We start from the raw sequence: 15982 nt of genomic DNA, 5'->3' as shown, positions 1-15982 counted from the left end.
TGAGCTAACTGTTTTATCTTAGAAAAGTAGTTACAATCAAGTGAAATCAGTTAGTGGATAAAACAATGAAAAAAATAACTATAGCATTGGCAATCTTGGTTTTTGTTAGTGGGTGCGCCACTAATAAAACTGAAAAGGCTGAATCTTTTAGCCAGTTTGCCCAAGAATTATGGCAAGCAGAGCAAGCATTAACCCGACCTGCAGCGGATGCGTTGTGGGATATGTCTGCTGCTAATTTACAACAGCAACATCAGCAACGTTTGGCTTGGTATAAACGATTAACTGACATAAATCCTAGTACATTGTCGGATCAAGACCAAATTAATTACGCTATATTGGATTACCGTTTAAGTGATGCCATTGATGAGTATAAATTTGGTGCTCATATGATGCCTATTACGGCTGAATCAGGCTTTCATGCCTATTTATCTTTTATAGCTAAAAATTCAGTATTGAGAACAGAGCAAGATTATCAAAACTATTTAGCAAAATTAGCGGCTATACCGACCTATATGCAACAGCAAACCGATTGGATGAAGCAGGGCATTGCTACCGGTATGACTCAACCAAAAGCGGTATTAACCGGATTTGAGCAAAGTATTATTTCGTATGTGGTTAGCGAGCCAACCGCTAGTGTTTATTACCAACCTTTTTTACAGCAGCCAAGCTTTATTACAACGCCAGTGTGGCAACAATTGACGGCCCAAGCGGCTGACGTGGTGATGACTGCGGTTAATCCAGCTTATCAGGCATTTTATGATTTTATGGTCAAAGAGTATATGCCAGCCGCACGTGACACTATAGCGGCAAACGATTTACCGCAAGGTGCAGCGTATTATCAAAATCGCTTAGAGCACTACACCACGTTAAAAATGACGCCAGAGCAAGTGCATCAAATTGGCGTAGATGAAGTAAAACGTATTCGCGCAGAAATGCATCAGGTTATAGCGGATAGTGGTTTCAAAGGTAGCTTTGCTGATTTTGTACACTTTTTACGGACCGACGAGCAGTTTTATCCTAAAACGGAAATGCAGTTATTGCAGTATGCTAGTTACTTAGCTAAGCAAGCTGATGCTCAATTACCTAAGTTATTTAAAACCTTACCTAGAACACCTTATGGTGTTATTGAAGTACCTGCAGAGTTTGCACCTAAATATACTACAGGGCGTTATTCTGGTGCTTCACGCGATGACCAGGCCGGATTTTACTGGGTAAATACTTATGCCTTAGACCGCAGACCCTTATATGAGATGGAAGCGTTAACCTTGCATGAAGCGGTACCAGGTCACCATTTACAAGTTGCATTAGCGCGCGAGCAAACTGAGCTGCCAGATTACCGTCGTAGTTTTTATACCTCGGCATTTGGTGAAGGTTGGGGTTTATATGCAGAGCATCTGGGCTTAGAGATGGGTTTTTACCAAGACCCCTACAGTAATTTTGGACGCTTAACCTTTGAAATGTGGCGCGCGGCACGTTTAGTGGTGGATACCGGCATGCACACTATGGGCTGGAGCAGACAGCAAGCTATCGACTTTTTAGCCAGTAATACCGCCTTGTCGATGCATAACGTTACGACAGAAATTGACCGTTATATTAGTTGGCCAGCCCAAGCCTTGTCGTATAAATTAGGTGAGTTAACCATTAAGCGCTTGCGCGCTCAAGCCGAGCAAGCATTAGGAAATGACTTTGATATTAGAGAGTTTCATGATGTTGTGTTAGGCAGTGGCAGCTTGCCGCTAGAAGTTTTAGAGCAACAAATACAGCAATATATTACCGGTAAGCAGGCAGCAGTAAAGTCGTAGCTATTGCAGTTACCAAAGCTATTGCGGTTAACAATGTATATGAAGTGGCTGCCAACGTTAAAATCTTACTTTAACGTTGGGAGCGGTATTAATCTCGCCATCTCTATCTATCGCGGCCAAATGACCATCTGCGATCAGTAAAGCTAAATTGCCACTTTCCATACGGCGGACACAAAATAAATCATAGCCAAATCTTTGCAGTTCTGAAACTGCAAATTTTTGTGCTAAATTAAGATCGTCCCAGAAAGTTCGGATATCCTTATTTATATGGCGCCTTTCACGATGCATTTTCTACTCCGGCCAACATAAATCAAGGTGTAGCAGCTTGAGTAGGCTGCAATATTGTCTAAACACACATTACAACCTCTCAGCTTAAAAGTGTAGTTCAGTCAGTTAAATTGTCCAGCGGCCAGTGAATAGCAGTGATTAATTTTTTGCTGCATAAACTTTGCTGATTACTAGGGTTTACGGCAGAATAACCATTCAAGTGCATGATTAAGGAAAGCAGATGAGTAAAGTATTAGAGGGCTTATTATCATTATTAAAGTTAGAGCAGATAGAGCAGGGTTTATATCGAGGCCCTAGCCAAGACTTGGGATTTAAGTCGGTTTTTGGTGGCCAGGTTATGGGCCAAGCGTTATCTGCAGCTAAAGAAACATTAGCTCAAGATAGAAAGCTGCATTCTTTTCATTCCTACTTTCTGCGCCCAGGAGATGCTTCGCGCCCTATCGTCTATGAAGTAGAAACCATTCGTGATGGCAAAAGCTTCAGTACCCGCCGCGTCAGTGCTATTCAATATGGCAAACCAATTTTTTACTTAACGGCGTCTTTTCAAACTGAAGAAACCGGTTTTGAACACCAAGATGTGATGCCAGAAGTGCCAGGGCCAGAGCAGTTAGTGTCGGATTTAGACTTTTATCAGCAACATGCCGATCTTATTCCAGAAAGTTTACGCAGTAAGTTTATTTGCGAAAAGCCAATTGAAATGCGGCCAGTTGATTTTCAAAACCCGTTTAAGCCTAAAGTGAGCCAGGCGAGACGTTATGTTTGGTTTAAGGCGAATGGCGCTATGCCGGAAGACTTACGAGTACATAAATATTTATTAGCCTATGCCTCAGATTTTAACTTCTTGCCAACCGCGCTGCAACCACATGGTAAATCGTTTATGGCGCCTAATATGCAAGTAGCGACTATTGACCATGCAATGTGGTTTCATCATGACTTCCGTTTTGATGATTGGCTGTTATATGCAGTTGATAGCCCAAGTGCTTCTGGTGGCAGAGGGCTAGTACGAGGCCAATTCTTCAGTCGTGATGGCACCTTAGTTGCCTCAACCATGCAAGAAGGTGTTATCCGCGCTTATCCTACAAGCCGCTAACTGCGGCTTGTAGGGATAATACTATGGATACTAAGCAAAACATCATTGCGTAACAGGCTATCTACAGTGTGGTTTAACTCGACTAAAGCATCGGTTGCTTGCACACGGCTTTGCTCATCACTTTGGGTGTAAGCATTGTCGCGTAGCGCGTTAATTAAGGTAGAAAACAGCTGTTTATCGTAATACTCTGGTGCGGTAATGCCGTGCTGTTGTAACAAACGTTGAGCTAATTGATGGCACTGCTTTTCTAAGTCAGCTCGGCTTTGCGCCTGTTGCGTTAAGATAAGTTGGAATACCATAGCGTAGCGTTGTAAAGTGTGTTCGGCGTTATCTGCCAATAAACTTAACATAAAATAGCTATTACTTTGTTGCGCGGGAGCAAAGTAAAGCTCGCCTTGCTGCTGGACGATATTTTTCTGGACTAAATGTTGCAATACCTGCTGACAATAAGCCGTAATATCGTCTAACTGTAAAAACATTTCTTGCTGTAATAAAGGATATAGCTGGCGCACAATATTAAGTAAACCCTGCCAGCTCATTTCGCGTTGATGCAAAATTGCGTTGGCTAAAATCGACGGTAATATAAATAAATGCAAAATATTATTCCGATAGTAGCTCATTAAGATCGCGCTTTCAGCCGTGACGCTAATCAACTCACCAAACTGATCTTTATGCTGCTGTACTTTATCTAAGCTAATAGCATGCTCAATTAATTCGCTACTGCTGGCTTGCGGTAAAGTGGTTTGGCCATGATAAGGAGCTTGCTGCTGAAGTTGCAGATAAAAATCTAATTGCTGCTCCAGCTCTTGCCTAGTTAAAGTGTGTTTATCGGTGGCAAGTAAAGCTAGGGCAATTAAATTAATACTATTTAAAGCGGCAGCATGATTAATCCGCTGCATAACATTTTGTGAAACATCGTCAACCACACCGGCTAACCAATGCGGCTTTTGCACTTCTATTGGATCAATAGCCTGTTTCCAGTCAGGGACGTTTTGGTTTAAGTAGTCATTTAAGGTTAAGGGCTCGCCAAAATTGACATAGCCATAACCATAATCACGCAAGTTTCGGATCGCTTTTATGACACCAAATACTGACTCTTTCTTTTTGCCTGAGCCTTGCAGTTCGCTTAAGTAAGTATTTACTTCCATAACATGCTCGTAGCCTAAATAGACTGGAACAATAGTAACGGGGCGGTCAATACCTCTAAGCATAGATTGAAGAGTCATCGCTAACATACCTGTCTTGGGCTGTAGTAAACGGCCAGTGCGGCTACGACCGCCTTCAGTGTAGTATTTTACCGAGTAGCCTTTGATAAATAACTGGCATAAATATTCGCGAAATACGGCGGAATATAATTTATTGCCGCTAAAGCTACGGCGGATAAAGAAAGCGCCACCACGTCGGAAAAGGGTGCCTGCCGGCCAAAAATTTAAGTTAATACCCGCGGCTATGTGTGGCGGAACGAGGCCTTGTTGATAAATAACATAGCTAAGTAACAAATAATCCATATGGCTGCGATGGCAGGGTACATAGACAATTTCATGGCCTTTTTGGGCTAAGTCACGTAGTACATCGGCATTATTGATTTTAATACCGGTATACAGCCTATTCCATAGCCAACTTAATATTCGATCACCAACTCTTAACGTAGAAGAGCGATAGTCTGCGGCAATTTCTAATAATAATTTATGGGCATTTTTACGCGCTTGTTCCAGAGATATGCGCTTAGACTTTGCCTCTTCCGCTATGGCTTTTTTCAATGCTGGCGCGGCTAGTAAGGCAGTAAAGAGTTGGCTGCGATTAACTAGTTTAGGACCATTGGCGGCTAAGCGTTGTCGATAAAAGTGAAAACGTGACATACGTAATAACTTACGTGCAGTATCATTATCGGCACCAAATTTTGCCGCCATCTGCTGTAAAGACAAAGCAGGAATAAAGCGAACTAATGAGTGCCTGCCAGATATAAACACGATTAATAGCTTGGCTAGCCAGTTTGGCGCATGGGCTTCGCCTAACAACCATTTGATACTGTTTTCTTTACCGGGAGCGCGACCCCATAAGATTGAAACAGGCACAATATGGGCATGTAAACTGGGATTTTTAAGATGGGCATCAAGTAATGCTAAGGCTTGCTGTAGTGCTTGAGTTTTACCTCGTTTAAACACTAAAGTATGCGGTCTTTCTAAAAATAAGGTGCGAAAGTGTTTTACACCATCAATATCCACATCTGAAGTAGGATCCGGCAGTTGTAAGTTTTTACACACCTGCTTTAATGCAGCCAAATCCGACCCTGATTCAGTAGGGCAAATATAAAAAATAGGCTGAGAAGTATCTATATTAAGCTCGGTAACGGGCTGTTCAGGTACTACTTTGTACTTCAGCAACGGGCGCAAAGGCCACTTTAATAACGCTGCAAACAATTTAACCGAGCGGAACATAATGACATTATCCTCAAAAAAATCCGGCGCATAGCATACCACGTCAGGGCTTAGGGTAAAGTTAGCGATTAGCACTGATACTTGCAATTGCATCTTACCTGTATATACTAACAGTATAAACTGTATAGGTAACCAGCATTATGAGACCATTAACGCCGCGACAGGCAGAAGTTTTGCAACTGATTAAAGATTATCAGATAAAAACCGGCATGCCGCCGACACGGGCCGAAATTGCCAGCCAACTGGGCTTTAAATCTGCTAATGCGGCAGAAGAACATTTAAAAGCCTTAGCTAAAAAAGGTGCTATAGAAATGTTACCAGGTACATCAAGAGGTATCCGCTTACTGGATAATGATGCACCTGAACAGTTAGGTTTACCACTCATCGGTAAAGTTGCTGCTGGTCAGCCTATTTTAGCGGCAGAACATGTGCAACAACATTATCAAGTTGACGCTAATATGTTCAAACCTTGTGCCGACTTTTTGCTTCAAGTTCAAGGTATGAGTATGCAAGATATTGGTATCTTAGACGGAGACTTGCTAGCTGTACATAAAACCAATCAAGTTGAAGCCGGTCAGGTGATTGTGGCACGTGTAGATGACGAAGTAACCGTTAAGCGTTTTCAACGCGAGGGTCATACCGTATTTTTGCATCCTGAGAATGCAGATTTCGATGTCATTAAAGTTGATCTGCGCCAACAGCATTTTGCCATAGAAGGATTGGCTGTAGGCGTTATTCGCAAAGGCGGTTGGATGTAAAATGTACTAAGCTCAACAGCTTATTTTACAAAATGCACTGGTATGACCTCAATGGTTTGCCGGTGCTTTTTGCATTTAGGGGTTTACAGTTTGCTTTAAATGGACAATTCTTAGACTGAAACTGATTAAATTTAACACTTTAATCAGTTTGGTTTCTGCGCTAACCCTGAAACCGGATAATAAAATAATAACTAAAATAATTATAATGTACTGATGAAGCTTGAAACATAGATTCGGTGTAGGTGAAATAGCCGTGTAGTGCTGTGTACTGAGTTTCTGCAGTTTGCTTTGCAAAATGACAGAGGAGAAGTCCAGTGACGAAACCGAGTAGTTTTCGTTGGTCGCTGCCAGCTTTGCTATGCACTGCGTCGGTGAACGCAACAGCAATGCCATTGAATATGACTCAAGGCGTTTCAGATATTAGTCAGCAAGTTTATAACCTGCACATGACTATTTTCTGGATTTGTTGTGCTATCGGTGCCGTAGTGTTTGGCTTGATGTTTTGGTCTATTTTTCGGCACCGAAAATCGCGCGGCGTAACACCAGCTCAATTCCATGAAAGTACAAAAGTTGAAGTGATTTGGACTTCGATACCAGTCGTTATTTTAATTCTTATGGCGATACCCGCCACTAAAACCCTGATTGCAATGGAAGATACCACTGAAGCGGATATAACCGTATTAATTACCGGTTCGCAATGGAAGTGGCATTATGAATTTCTAGATCATGATGTATCTTACTACTCGCTATTAGCGACACCAAAAGAGCAAATTAATAATCGCTTTGCCAAAGATCCTAACTACTTGCTTGAAGTCGACCGACCGCTAGTGATCCCAACCGATAAAAAAGTTCGTTTTTTAATGACTTCTGATGATGTTATTCATTCTTGGTGGGTGCCCGCTTTTGCAATTAAAAAAGATGCCAATCCAGGCTTTATTAATGAAACTTGGACCCGGGTTGAAGAGCCGGGCATTTACCGTGGTCAATGCGCAGAGTTATGCGGTAAAGATCACGGCTTTATGCCAATAGTGGTTATTGCCAAAACCCCGGAAGACTTTGCTACTTGGGTTGCAACAGAAGAAAAGCGTAATGCTGAAGCTAAAGCCGAAGAGCAAGCACTGCTGGCGATGAATATGTCATTAGAAGAGTTAATGACCGTTGGCGAACGTACGTATCTTGGTCACTGTTCAGCTTGTCATCAACCGTCAGGACAAGGTTTACCCGGTATATTCCCCGCGTTAAAAGGCAGCCAGATGGCGCTAAAAGATATGGCAGGTCATATCGATATTGTGTTGCATGGCAAAAGCGGTACCGCAATGCAGGGTTTTGCTAAGCAGCTGAGTTTAAAAGAAATTGCTGCAGTAATTACCTATGAGCGTAATGCATGGGGCAACAATACCGGCGACTTAGTTCAAGCGGCAGATGTTAATGCAGCATTACAAGGTAAAGGGGATTAATAGATGAGCGGAATAACAGAGACTGTCGCAGTTGACGAACATCATGACCACAAACCTAAAGGCTTTACACGTTGGCTGTATACCACCAACCATAAAGATATCGGCAGTTTATATTTAATTTTTTCGTTAGTGATGTTCTTTATAGGTGGCACCATGGCAATGGTGATCCGGTTAGAGTTGTTTCAACCCGGATTACAATTTGTCGAACCTCACTTTTTTAATCAGATGACCACAGTGCATGGCTTGATTATGGTGTTTGGTGCGGTTATGCCCGCCTTTACCGGTTTAGCTAACTGGATGATACCTATGATGATAGGGGCGCCAGATATGGCGTTACCGCGGATGAATAACTGGAGCTTTTGGATCTTACCTTTTGCTTTTTTAATTTTATTATCATCATTATTTATGCCTGGTGGCGGTCCTGCATTTGGTTGGACCTTCTACGCCCCTCTTTCTTCTACCTACAGTAGTGATAGTACGGCATTATTTGTGTTCTCTGTCCATATCATGGGGATTTCATCCATTATGGGTGCCATCAACGTTATTGTGACCATATTTAATATGCGAGCACCAACCATGACGTGGATGAAAATGCCCTTATTTGTTTGGACTTGGTTGGTGACGGCATTTTTATTAATTATGGTGATGCCGGTGCTTGCTGGCGCAGTCACCATGGTATTAACCGATAAATACTTTGCTACCAGCTTCTTTGATGCTGCAGGCGGTGGTGACCCGGTACTATTCCAGCATATTTTCTGGTTTTTTGGTCATCCAGAAGTGTACATAATGATTTTGCCTGCTTTTGGTATTATCTCTAGCATAGTGCCAACCTTTGCTCGTAAACCCTTATTTGGCTATGCCTCTATGGTGTATGCCACTGGCAGTATCGCTTTATTGTCATTCTTGGTCTGGGCGCATCATATGTTTACCACTGGGATGCCGGTATTTGCAGAATTATTTTTTATGTACTGCACCATGCTTATCTCAGTGCCAACGGGGGTTAAAGTCTTTAATTGGGTGGCAACAATGTGGCGAGGGGCTATGACCTTTGAAGCCCCTATGATGTTTGCGCTCGCGTTTATAGTCCTGTTTACCATCGGTGGTTTTTCTGGGCTAATGTTAGCCATTACGCCTGCTGATTTTCAATACCATGACACTTACTTTGTCGTAGCGCATTTCCATTATGTGTTAGTGACCGGTGCCGTCTTCTCGATTATGGCCGCGGCTTATTACTGGCTGCCTAAGTGGACAGGCTATATGTACGACGAAAAATTGGCGCAGTGGCATTTTTGGTGTTCTCTTATCTCGGTTAACTTACTGTTTTTCCCTATGCACTTTGTTGGCTTAGCCGGCATGCCACGTCGTATTCCTGATTATGCGCTGCAGTTTGCTGATTTTAATGCTTTGATCAGTGTCGGCGGTTTCTTATTCGGTTTATCCCAACTGTTGTTTGTATGGGTAGTGGTTAAATGTGCTAGAGGTGGAGTAAAAGCGACAGCACATGTATGGGAAGGCTCGCATGGTCTAGAGTGGGAAGTGCCATCACCGGCACCGTACCACACTTTTACTACTCCTCCAGAGGTGAAGTAACGATATGATTAAGTCAGTGCATAAAACATTAACCGGTAAATTAATCGTTATGAGTTTAGCCATGTTCGGCTTTGGCTTTGCGTTAGTACCGCTATATGACGTGTTCTGTGACTTAACCGGTATCAATGGTAAAACGGCAACTACGGCAGCTTCGACTGAAGCTGCCATCATTGATACCAGTCGAGAGGTTATTATTGAGTTTATCGCTCGGCCTAATAAAGACATGCCTTGGATATTTAAACCAGAAATTAGTCGCATTAAAGTTCATCCGGGTGAAGTGCATCGGATAAATTATCTAGCTACTAATCCAACCCAGCGGTTTATTATAGGACAAGCAGTACCTTCCGTCGCACCAGGGCAAGCGGCTTTATATTTTCACAAAATAGAGTGTTTTTGTTTTAGTCAGCAGCAGTTAGCTGGCGGCAAAGACATGTTGATGCCATTACAGTTCTATGTTGATCCGGCATTACCAGAGCGGTTTTCTACTATCACGCTGTCTTATACTTTATATGATGTAACAGCGAATGCGGTAGAAGTTGCCGGCGTGCCAACAAAATTTGGGGAATAACATGAGTAACAGCTATGAAAAATATTATGTTCCCGCACAAAGCCCTTGGCCTATTGTTGGTGCGGTTGCGTTATTTCTAATTGCCGTTGGTGCAGGAAATTATATTAATGATATTACTTATCAGCGTACAGGATTTGGCGGTTATTTACTTTTTGCCGGCATAGTCACCCTGATTATTATGCTATTTGGTTGGTTTAGAAATGTTATTGATGAATCAATGAGTGGTCTGTATAGCCAGCAAATGTCACGGTCTTTTCGCTTGGGCATGAGTTGGTTCATTATGTCGGAAGTGATGTTTTTTATGGCATTTTTTGGCGCATTATTTTATGGCCGCATGATAGCGTTAAACTGGCTAGGGGGGGGCGGTAATAATGCCAGCACCTTCGCAGTACTGTGGCCAGAGTTCCAAGCTAGTTGGCCACTATTAAAAACTCCAGGTGGTACAGAAACTCAAGCTATGCCGGCGACAGGCTTACCGATGATTAATACCGCCTTGTTATTAATTTCATCAGTAACATTACATTTTGCTCATACTGCAATTGAACAAAATAAGCGTGGCCAGTTAAAGTTAATGCTACTGTTCACTTTAATATTAGGTTTTAGCTTTTTAAGCTTACAAGTGTATGAGTATGTGCATGCTTATCGTGATCTAGGGCTAACCTTAGCATCAGGCTTCTATGGTAGTACTTTCTTTATGTTGACAGGCTTTCACGGCGTGCACGTAACCTTAGGTGCCATCATATTGTTTTTCATCTTTTTAAGGGTGTTAAAAGGCCACTTTACACCTGAGAATCACTTTGGTTTTCAGGCCGCGGCTTGGTATTGGCACTTTGTAGATGTAGTGTGGCTGTGTTTATATGTGTTTGTTTATGTGCTGTAACACAATTCAGAATGGGGTGGGGTTCGGCTGAATTAAGCCGAACGCTATGGCGAGAAAAATTAATAACAACAGGACAATAGAAATTACTAAACGGCGACCTAGATAGCGCGACATGCTGACTTCGGAATTGGTTGTTCGCAGCATGATAATTCCGGCACGAAATAAATTAAAAATAATAAAGAGTAGTAGTGCGATGATAACAAGTTTAATTAACATAAAATGCGCTCTATTAGGTCAGATTTATGCGCATTAAACTGGCAAATCATATATTTGCCGTACGCATCAGTTGGCTAGGTATCACTGTGGCTGTTTTTATCATTTTAATCAACTTATCTTGGTGGCAGCTACAGCGGGCAGAGCAAAAATCAGTACAATTAACTCAGTTAGCTCAACAAGCAGAGCAAGCGGTACTTAACGCCACGACGCTAGCGAGTACACAGCAAAACTTTCAACAGCAATCTTATCAAAATCAATCTGATAATCAGCCAGAGAATCAGTCTTTAGACGGCTTAAAGTTAGCGGCCAGCGCAACTTGGCAAGCGCCGTATATTTGGCTGCTAGATAACCAAATTGTCGATGGCAAAGTAGGCTATGACGTTATTATCGCGGCGAAATTAGCTACAAATGACAGGTTGTTGCTGGTTAATCTAGGCTGGATTGCGGGTACTAATTCCCGGGAACAGCTACCAAATGTGACAATTCCTGACCAATTATCGTTAAGTGGTGTATTACATACTGACGTTACGGGTATGCTGTTATTAGGTCAAAACATTGAGTCTTCAGCGAGTTGGCCGATGCGAATTCAACAAGTTAACTTTGCGGTATTAGCGGAGCAAACTGCTCAGACATTCTACCCTGCGTTGCTTTACCAACAGCAACAAGCCGACTTTATTTATCATTATCAAGCCGTTGTTATGCCACCAGAAAAGCATCAAGCCTATGCATTGCAATGGTTGTTATTGGCCATTGCTGTGCTAGGTGTGGCATTAGCAGCAAGTCATCAAGGAAGGGCAAGTCATGGCTAAAAATAAATTTTTACTGTTATTTATATTATGTTGCGCTGTACCGTTGTTATTAGCTTATTTAGTGCTGAATTTCGGCTGGTTTGACCGTGGTGTAACCAGTAATGGTCAATGGCAAACCGAAGAGGAATTTGTGCTGACGCCATCCAGCGAACAGGCACATTGGCGCATTGCTGTATTGCCCGCAAAGCAATGTACTGAGTTATGCCAGAATGCGATTTATACCGTGCAACAATTGTATATTGGTTTAGGCCGTAAACAACAGCAAGTACAGCCGGTATTGGTCAGTACAGAATCCTTGCCTGTGCTACCGAATAGCTTTAGTCAGCAAGCCGCAAAACAAAATATCAGCACAGAATTACTCAATCAAATTGTATTGATTGATCATCAAGGCTTGGCATTATTACGTTATCCAATGCCAAGCACGGAAGCCGAAATGGTGTTAACCGCCAAAGCCCTACGTCAAGATTTATTGAAATTGCTTAATTATGATAGGACCGATGTATGACTAGACAGCGGTGGCTGGCAAGCTTTGCCATTATTCTTACTTTAGGCGTTATTACCTTAGGAGCCTACACTCGACTTACGGATGCTGGCTTAGGTTGTCCAGACTGGCCAGGTTGCTATGGTTTTTTAAAGGTGCCGCAACAAGATCATCATATTGCTCAAGCGATGCAGGCATTTCCTGAGCGACCAGTGCATGCGGAAAAAGCCTGGAATGAAATGATCCATCGTTATTTTGCTGCCAGTTTAGGCTTATTAATTGCTTTTATCTTTATAACTAGTTGGTGGCGGTCTACAGAACCAAGACGGCCTAAATTATTGCCAAGCTTATTGTTAATGTTAGTGGTGTTTCAAGCTGCGCTAGGTATGTGGACAGTAACCCTTAACTTATTGCCGTTAGTGGTGATGGGGCATTTATTGGGAGGGTTTTGCCTATTAAGCTTAGCGGCCTTGTACTGGTTACAACAACAACCGCGGTTACCCGCTCAGCCTGAACTTGTAGGGTTGAAGCCACTAGCCAGCATTGCTGTGATTATCTTAATTGGCCAAATAGCGCTGGGTGGTTGGACGGCAGCCAATTATGCCGCTTTGGCCTGTATTGAGCTGCCAGTATGTGAGGCAGGTTGGTGGCAACGCATGGATTTTGCCGCAGCTTTTGATTTGCATTTAGGCCATGACGATTATGAATATGGCGTCATGTCAGCTGAAGCGCGGCAAACTGTACATGTGTTACACCGCTTCGGCGCGTTAATCACCTTTAGTGTGGTAGCTCTGTTTCTGTGGCAATTGTGGCAGCGAGCCGTGCAGCCCAGAATGCGTAAATTAACCATACTAGCTGCAGTGTTACTACTAGGCCAATTTAGTTTAGGCTTAATGAATGTTGTGCTGCATTTACCGTTAGTTAATGCTGTTGCACATAATGTTGTTGCCGCAAATTTATTAATGGTTTTAGTGTTATTGTTGGTACAAGTTCCGACCGTTGCGTCGGCAAGGAGCAACTATGCTGAGTCTAAGTAGAAGCCATGATTTTACGGCTAAATGTAAAGATTATTTAGAGTTAACTAAGCCAAAAGTGGTGGCGTTATTAGTATTAACTGCTTGGGTCGGCATGATGCTAGCGGTTCCCGGCTTGCCAGATATACAAACCGTCATTATTGCGACTGTCGGTATTGGCTTGTTATCTGCGGCGGCTGCGGCAATGAACCATGTAGTTGATCGGCGAATTGATGCCCAAATGGCGCGTACTTATAGCCGACCCATTGCTAAAGGCCGTATTACTAGTCGGCAAGCCAGTATATTTGCTACTTCATTAGCGGTTATGGGCTTTATATTATTATATTTTGCCGTTAATGCGTTAACTGCTTGGTTAACCTTAGCCAGTTTATTTGGCTATGCGGTGGTGTATACTCAGTTTTTAAAACGGGCCACGCCACAAAATATTGTGATTGGTGGTCTAGCTGGCGCGATGCCACCCTTATTGGGCTGGACAGCGATTGCCGGTGAAGTGCATGGCCATGCCTTGTTATTAGTGATGATTATTTTTGCCTGGACCCCGCCGCATTTTTGGGCGTTAGCCATTCATCGCAGAGCTGATTACGCAAAAGTTAATATGCCAATGCTGCCGGTTACCCATGGTATCGAGTTTACTAAAAGCATTATTTGTTTATATACGGTGTTATTGTTTGTGGTGTGTTTAATGCCTTATTTGGTTGGCATGAGTGGTGCAATATATTTAATCGGTAGTGTTATATTAAATTTACGTTTTATGCAGTATGCGTGGCGGTTAAAATTAGCCGATGAGAAAACAGATTTGGCCATGAAAACCTTTAAGTTTTCAATTGTGCATTTGATGACACTGTTTCTATTGTTATTGGTTGACCATTATTTAAAGGTATCCCCATTCTATGTTTCGTAATATTATTTTAGCTTTAATTGCTATCGTGGCAGTGGTGTCTGGTGTCATGTTGTATCAAATGCAGCAGCAGAGTGCCGAGCCAAGCCATGCGTTAGTTTATCCGCAACCCAGAACGTTAAGCGATTTTAACTTAACCGATCAATTTGGCGAAAAGGTTGACCGAGAGCGCTTATATGGTCAATGGACATTGGCCTTTGTCGGTTACACTTATTGCCCTGATATTTGCCCATTAACGTTAGCCAAATTGGCTGGTGTACAGCCAGAACTGGCGGCGATGGTGGAGCAACCGTTAAAAATTTGGTTTGTTTCGGTCGATCCTAATCGCGATACCGTGCCCCAGCTTAATAACTATGTTAATTACTTTGCCCAGCCTGCTGTTATTGGTATGACAGCAGGGCATGACCAACTGTTTCCGTTTGTTCGCCAGTTAGGCTTAATGTATGCCATTGGCAATACCACTGAACCTAACTATGCTGTCGACCATAGTGCGTCAATCGTATTAATTAACCCGCAAGGCCAGTTAGTGGCCATGTTTAAGCCACCACTACAAGTGGGGGAATTACCGGTGGTGAGTTCAGAGCAACTTATGGCTGACTTTCCATTAGTGCTTAAAAAGCTTAATCAAGCTTAAGCCAAGGTTGAGAGAACCAATAGTAATAACCATTTTTGCTTAATGACGGAGCAGTACAGTTATAACGACTGCGCCCTTTAGTTAATGGCTTATCTGCTTGGACGCTAAAACTATTATCTGTTTCCCAGTTTGGGTTTAAGGCTTTGCCAAAGGCATAACATGTCAATTGGCTTGGCTTAAAATCTGTTATCTGCAAGGTTAAGCGTAACGTTGGTGGGTTAGCTTGCTGAACTAAAGCATCGGTTTTATGTTCATCAATAATAGTAAAGGCTAAGCTGCGAAACTTTTGGCTTAACTGTGCTAAATTGGCATATTGTCCTGCGGCGGGAAAACGTGGCATATGGGTTAATGAGGTGCTGTTACCGACAGCGCCAGAGTGCTGACCAATACCGATAAAACCCATTTCAGCCACTAATTGTTCTAAAGCTAAACTATATTCGCCATACGGATACGCCAGCCATTTATGCGACTGCCCTGTGTGTTGTTTAATGCTTTTTTCTGCATCTAAAATACTTTTCTTAATACGCTTACGCCAGGCTTTTTTAGTTTCACCAGCTTCGGGTGCGGCCATATGCTCGTGCCACATGCCGTGATTAGCGATTAATACGCCATCATCAGACATCTGTTTAACTTGCTGCCAATTAAGCAGTGGGCCGTCTTGTTTATCTATACTTCCTGGGCTGATAAACAGGGTATAAGGATAACCAAATTGTTGCAGAATAGGGTGGGCCGTAGTGAAGTTGTTTTCGTAGCTATCATCAAAGGTGATCACGACACTATTGTCGGCGATGGGTTGGCTAGTTTTAAGTTGGTTTATTAAGACATCAAGACCAATGACGTTAAAGTTGTGATCTTTTAAATATTGCAGATGGCCACGAAGCTCATCGGCCGTTACGCTAGTTACGCGAGGCGTGTCACTGGCAACATGATGGTAAATAAGCACGACGGCAGCCTGAGCAGGCAGCAGAGTTAAACAAACAAATGTAATAATTAAGGTAATTAACCGTAACATGACGAAAACTCCTAGCTGAGATACTAA

General features: G+C 42.6%; 16 protein-coding genes. 12 read left to right on the top strand and 4 right to left on the bottom strand.

Annotated features, from left to right (window positions below):
* Window positions 1-65 precede the first annotated feature (65 nt).
* Window positions 66-1802 carry a DUF885 domain-containing protein gene (locus BI198_RS00585; RefSeq protein ID WP_070047794.1) on the top strand — a complete coding sequence of 579 codons (1737 nt, stop codon included), beginning with the start codon at window positions 66-68 and terminating at the stop codon, window positions 1800-1802.
* A 57-nt stretch (window positions 1803-1859) separates the two neighbouring features.
* Here the strand turns inward: BI198_RS00585 and BI198_RS00580 are convergent, their stop codons facing one another.
* Window positions 1860-2090, bottom strand: a complete 231-nt coding sequence (locus BI198_RS00580; RefSeq protein ID WP_070047793.1) for a hypothetical protein — start codon at window positions 2088-2090, stop codon at window positions 1860-1862.
* Between the two features lie 220 nt (window positions 2091-2310).
* On the opposite strand from BI198_RS00580, the gene tesB reads away from it, so the two are divergent.
* On the top strand, window positions 2311-3180 hold the full coding sequence (tesB, locus tag BI198_RS00575; RefSeq protein ID WP_070047792.1) for an acyl-CoA thioesterase II: 870 nt from the start codon (window positions 2311-2313) through the stop codon (window positions 3178-3180).
* On the opposite strand, the gene plsB is transcribed toward tesB, so the two are convergent.
* Window positions 3177-5711, bottom strand: a complete 2535-nt coding sequence (gene plsB, locus BI198_RS00570) for a glycerol-3-phosphate 1-O-acyltransferase PlsB (protein ID WP_235605187.1) — start codon at window positions 5709-5711, stop codon at window positions 3177-3179. The two genes, tesB and plsB, sit on opposite strands and share 4 nt — an antisense overlap.
* A 47-nt stretch (window positions 5712-5758) precedes the next feature.
* On the opposite strand from plsB, the gene lexA reads away from it, so the two are divergent.
* The 5 genes from lexA to BI198_RS00545 all read left to right on the top strand — a co-directional run bounded on the left by lexA (window position 5759) and on the right by BI198_RS00545 (window position 10871).
* On the top strand, window positions 5759-6376 hold the full coding sequence (lexA, locus tag BI198_RS00565) for a transcriptional repressor LexA (protein ID WP_070047791.1): 618 nt from the start codon (window positions 5759-5761) through the stop codon (window positions 6374-6376).
* 314 nt (window positions 6377-6690) lie between these two features.
* Window positions 6691-7833, top strand: a complete 1143-nt coding sequence (gene coxB / locus BI198_RS00560; protein WP_235605186.1) for a cytochrome c oxidase subunit II — start codon at window positions 6691-6693, stop codon at window positions 7831-7833.
* A 3-nt stretch (window positions 7834-7836) separates the two neighbouring features.
* On the top strand, window positions 7837-9423 hold the full coding sequence (gene ctaD, locus BI198_RS00555) for a cytochrome c oxidase subunit I (protein WP_070047790.1): 1587 nt from the start codon (window positions 7837-7839) through the stop codon (window positions 9421-9423).
* A 4-nt stretch (window positions 9424-9427) separates the two neighbouring features.
* Window positions 9428-9991, top strand: coding sequence for a cytochrome c oxidase assembly protein (locus BI198_RS00550; protein ID WP_070047789.1), 564 nt, complete (start codon window positions 9428-9430; stop codon window positions 9989-9991).
* Between the two features lies 1 nt (window position 9992).
* Window positions 9993-10871, top strand: coding sequence for a cytochrome c oxidase subunit 3 (locus tag BI198_RS00545; protein ID WP_070047788.1), 879 nt, complete (start codon window positions 9993-9995; stop codon window positions 10869-10871).
* 6 nt (window positions 10872-10877) lie between these two features.
* Here the strand turns inward: BI198_RS00545 and BI198_RS00540 are convergent, their stop codons facing one another.
* On the bottom strand, window positions 10878-11087 hold the full coding sequence (locus BI198_RS00540) for a DUF2909 family protein (RefSeq protein ID WP_070047787.1): 210 nt from the start codon (window positions 11085-11087) through the stop codon (window positions 10878-10880).
* Between the two features lie 26 nt (window positions 11088-11113).
* Here BI198_RS00540 and BI198_RS00535 point away from each other — a divergent pair, with 26 nt between their 5' ends.
* From BI198_RS00535 to BI198_RS00515, 5 genes are read left to right on the top strand one after another with little or no spacing between them, the layout of a single operon-like run.
* Entirely contained in the window at window positions 11114-11896 is a 783-nt protein-coding gene (locus BI198_RS00535; RefSeq protein ID WP_070047786.1) for an SURF1 family protein, read from the top strand.
* The gene (locus tag BI198_RS00530; RefSeq protein WP_070047785.1) at window positions 11889-12401 is read left to right on the top strand and encodes a hypothetical protein; all 513 of its coding nucleotides are present in this window, start codon (window positions 11889-11891) and stop codon (window positions 12399-12401) included. Before BI198_RS00535 ends, BI198_RS00530 begins: the two co-directional genes overlap by 8 nt.
* Window positions 12398-13414, top strand: coding sequence for a COX15/CtaA family protein (locus tag BI198_RS00525; RefSeq protein WP_070047784.1), 1017 nt, complete (start codon window positions 12398-12400; stop codon window positions 13412-13414). The genes BI198_RS00530 and BI198_RS00525 overlap by 4 nt, the downstream gene beginning before the upstream one ends.
* Window positions 13398-14312 carry a heme o synthase gene (gene cyoE / locus BI198_RS00520; protein WP_070047783.1) on the top strand — a complete coding sequence of 305 codons (915 nt, stop codon included), beginning with the start codon at window positions 13398-13400 and terminating at the stop codon, window positions 14310-14312. Before BI198_RS00525 ends, cyoE begins: the two co-directional genes overlap by 17 nt.
* Window positions 14302-14943 carry an SCO family protein gene (locus BI198_RS00515; RefSeq protein ID WP_070047782.1) on the top strand — a complete coding sequence of 214 codons (642 nt, stop codon included), beginning with the start codon at window positions 14302-14304 and terminating at the stop codon, window positions 14941-14943. Before cyoE ends, BI198_RS00515 begins: the two co-directional genes overlap by 11 nt.
* On the opposite strand, the gene BI198_RS00510 is transcribed toward BI198_RS00515, so the two are convergent.
* The gene (locus BI198_RS00510; protein WP_070047781.1) at window positions 14930-15955 is read right to left on the bottom strand and encodes a polysaccharide deacetylase family protein; all 1026 of its coding nucleotides are present in this window, start codon (window positions 15953-15955) and stop codon (window positions 14930-14932) included. The genes BI198_RS00515 and BI198_RS00510 overlap by 14 nt on opposite strands.
* Window positions 15956-15982: the final 27 nt, after the last annotated feature.

The organism is Rheinheimera salexigens (genome assembly GCF_001752395.1).
In the GTDB taxonomy this organism is placed as follows: Bacteria; Pseudomonadota; Gammaproteobacteria; order Enterobacterales; family Alteromonadaceae; genus Alishewanella; species Alishewanella salexigens.
This window is presented reverse-complemented; position numbering and strand designations above follow the sequence as displayed.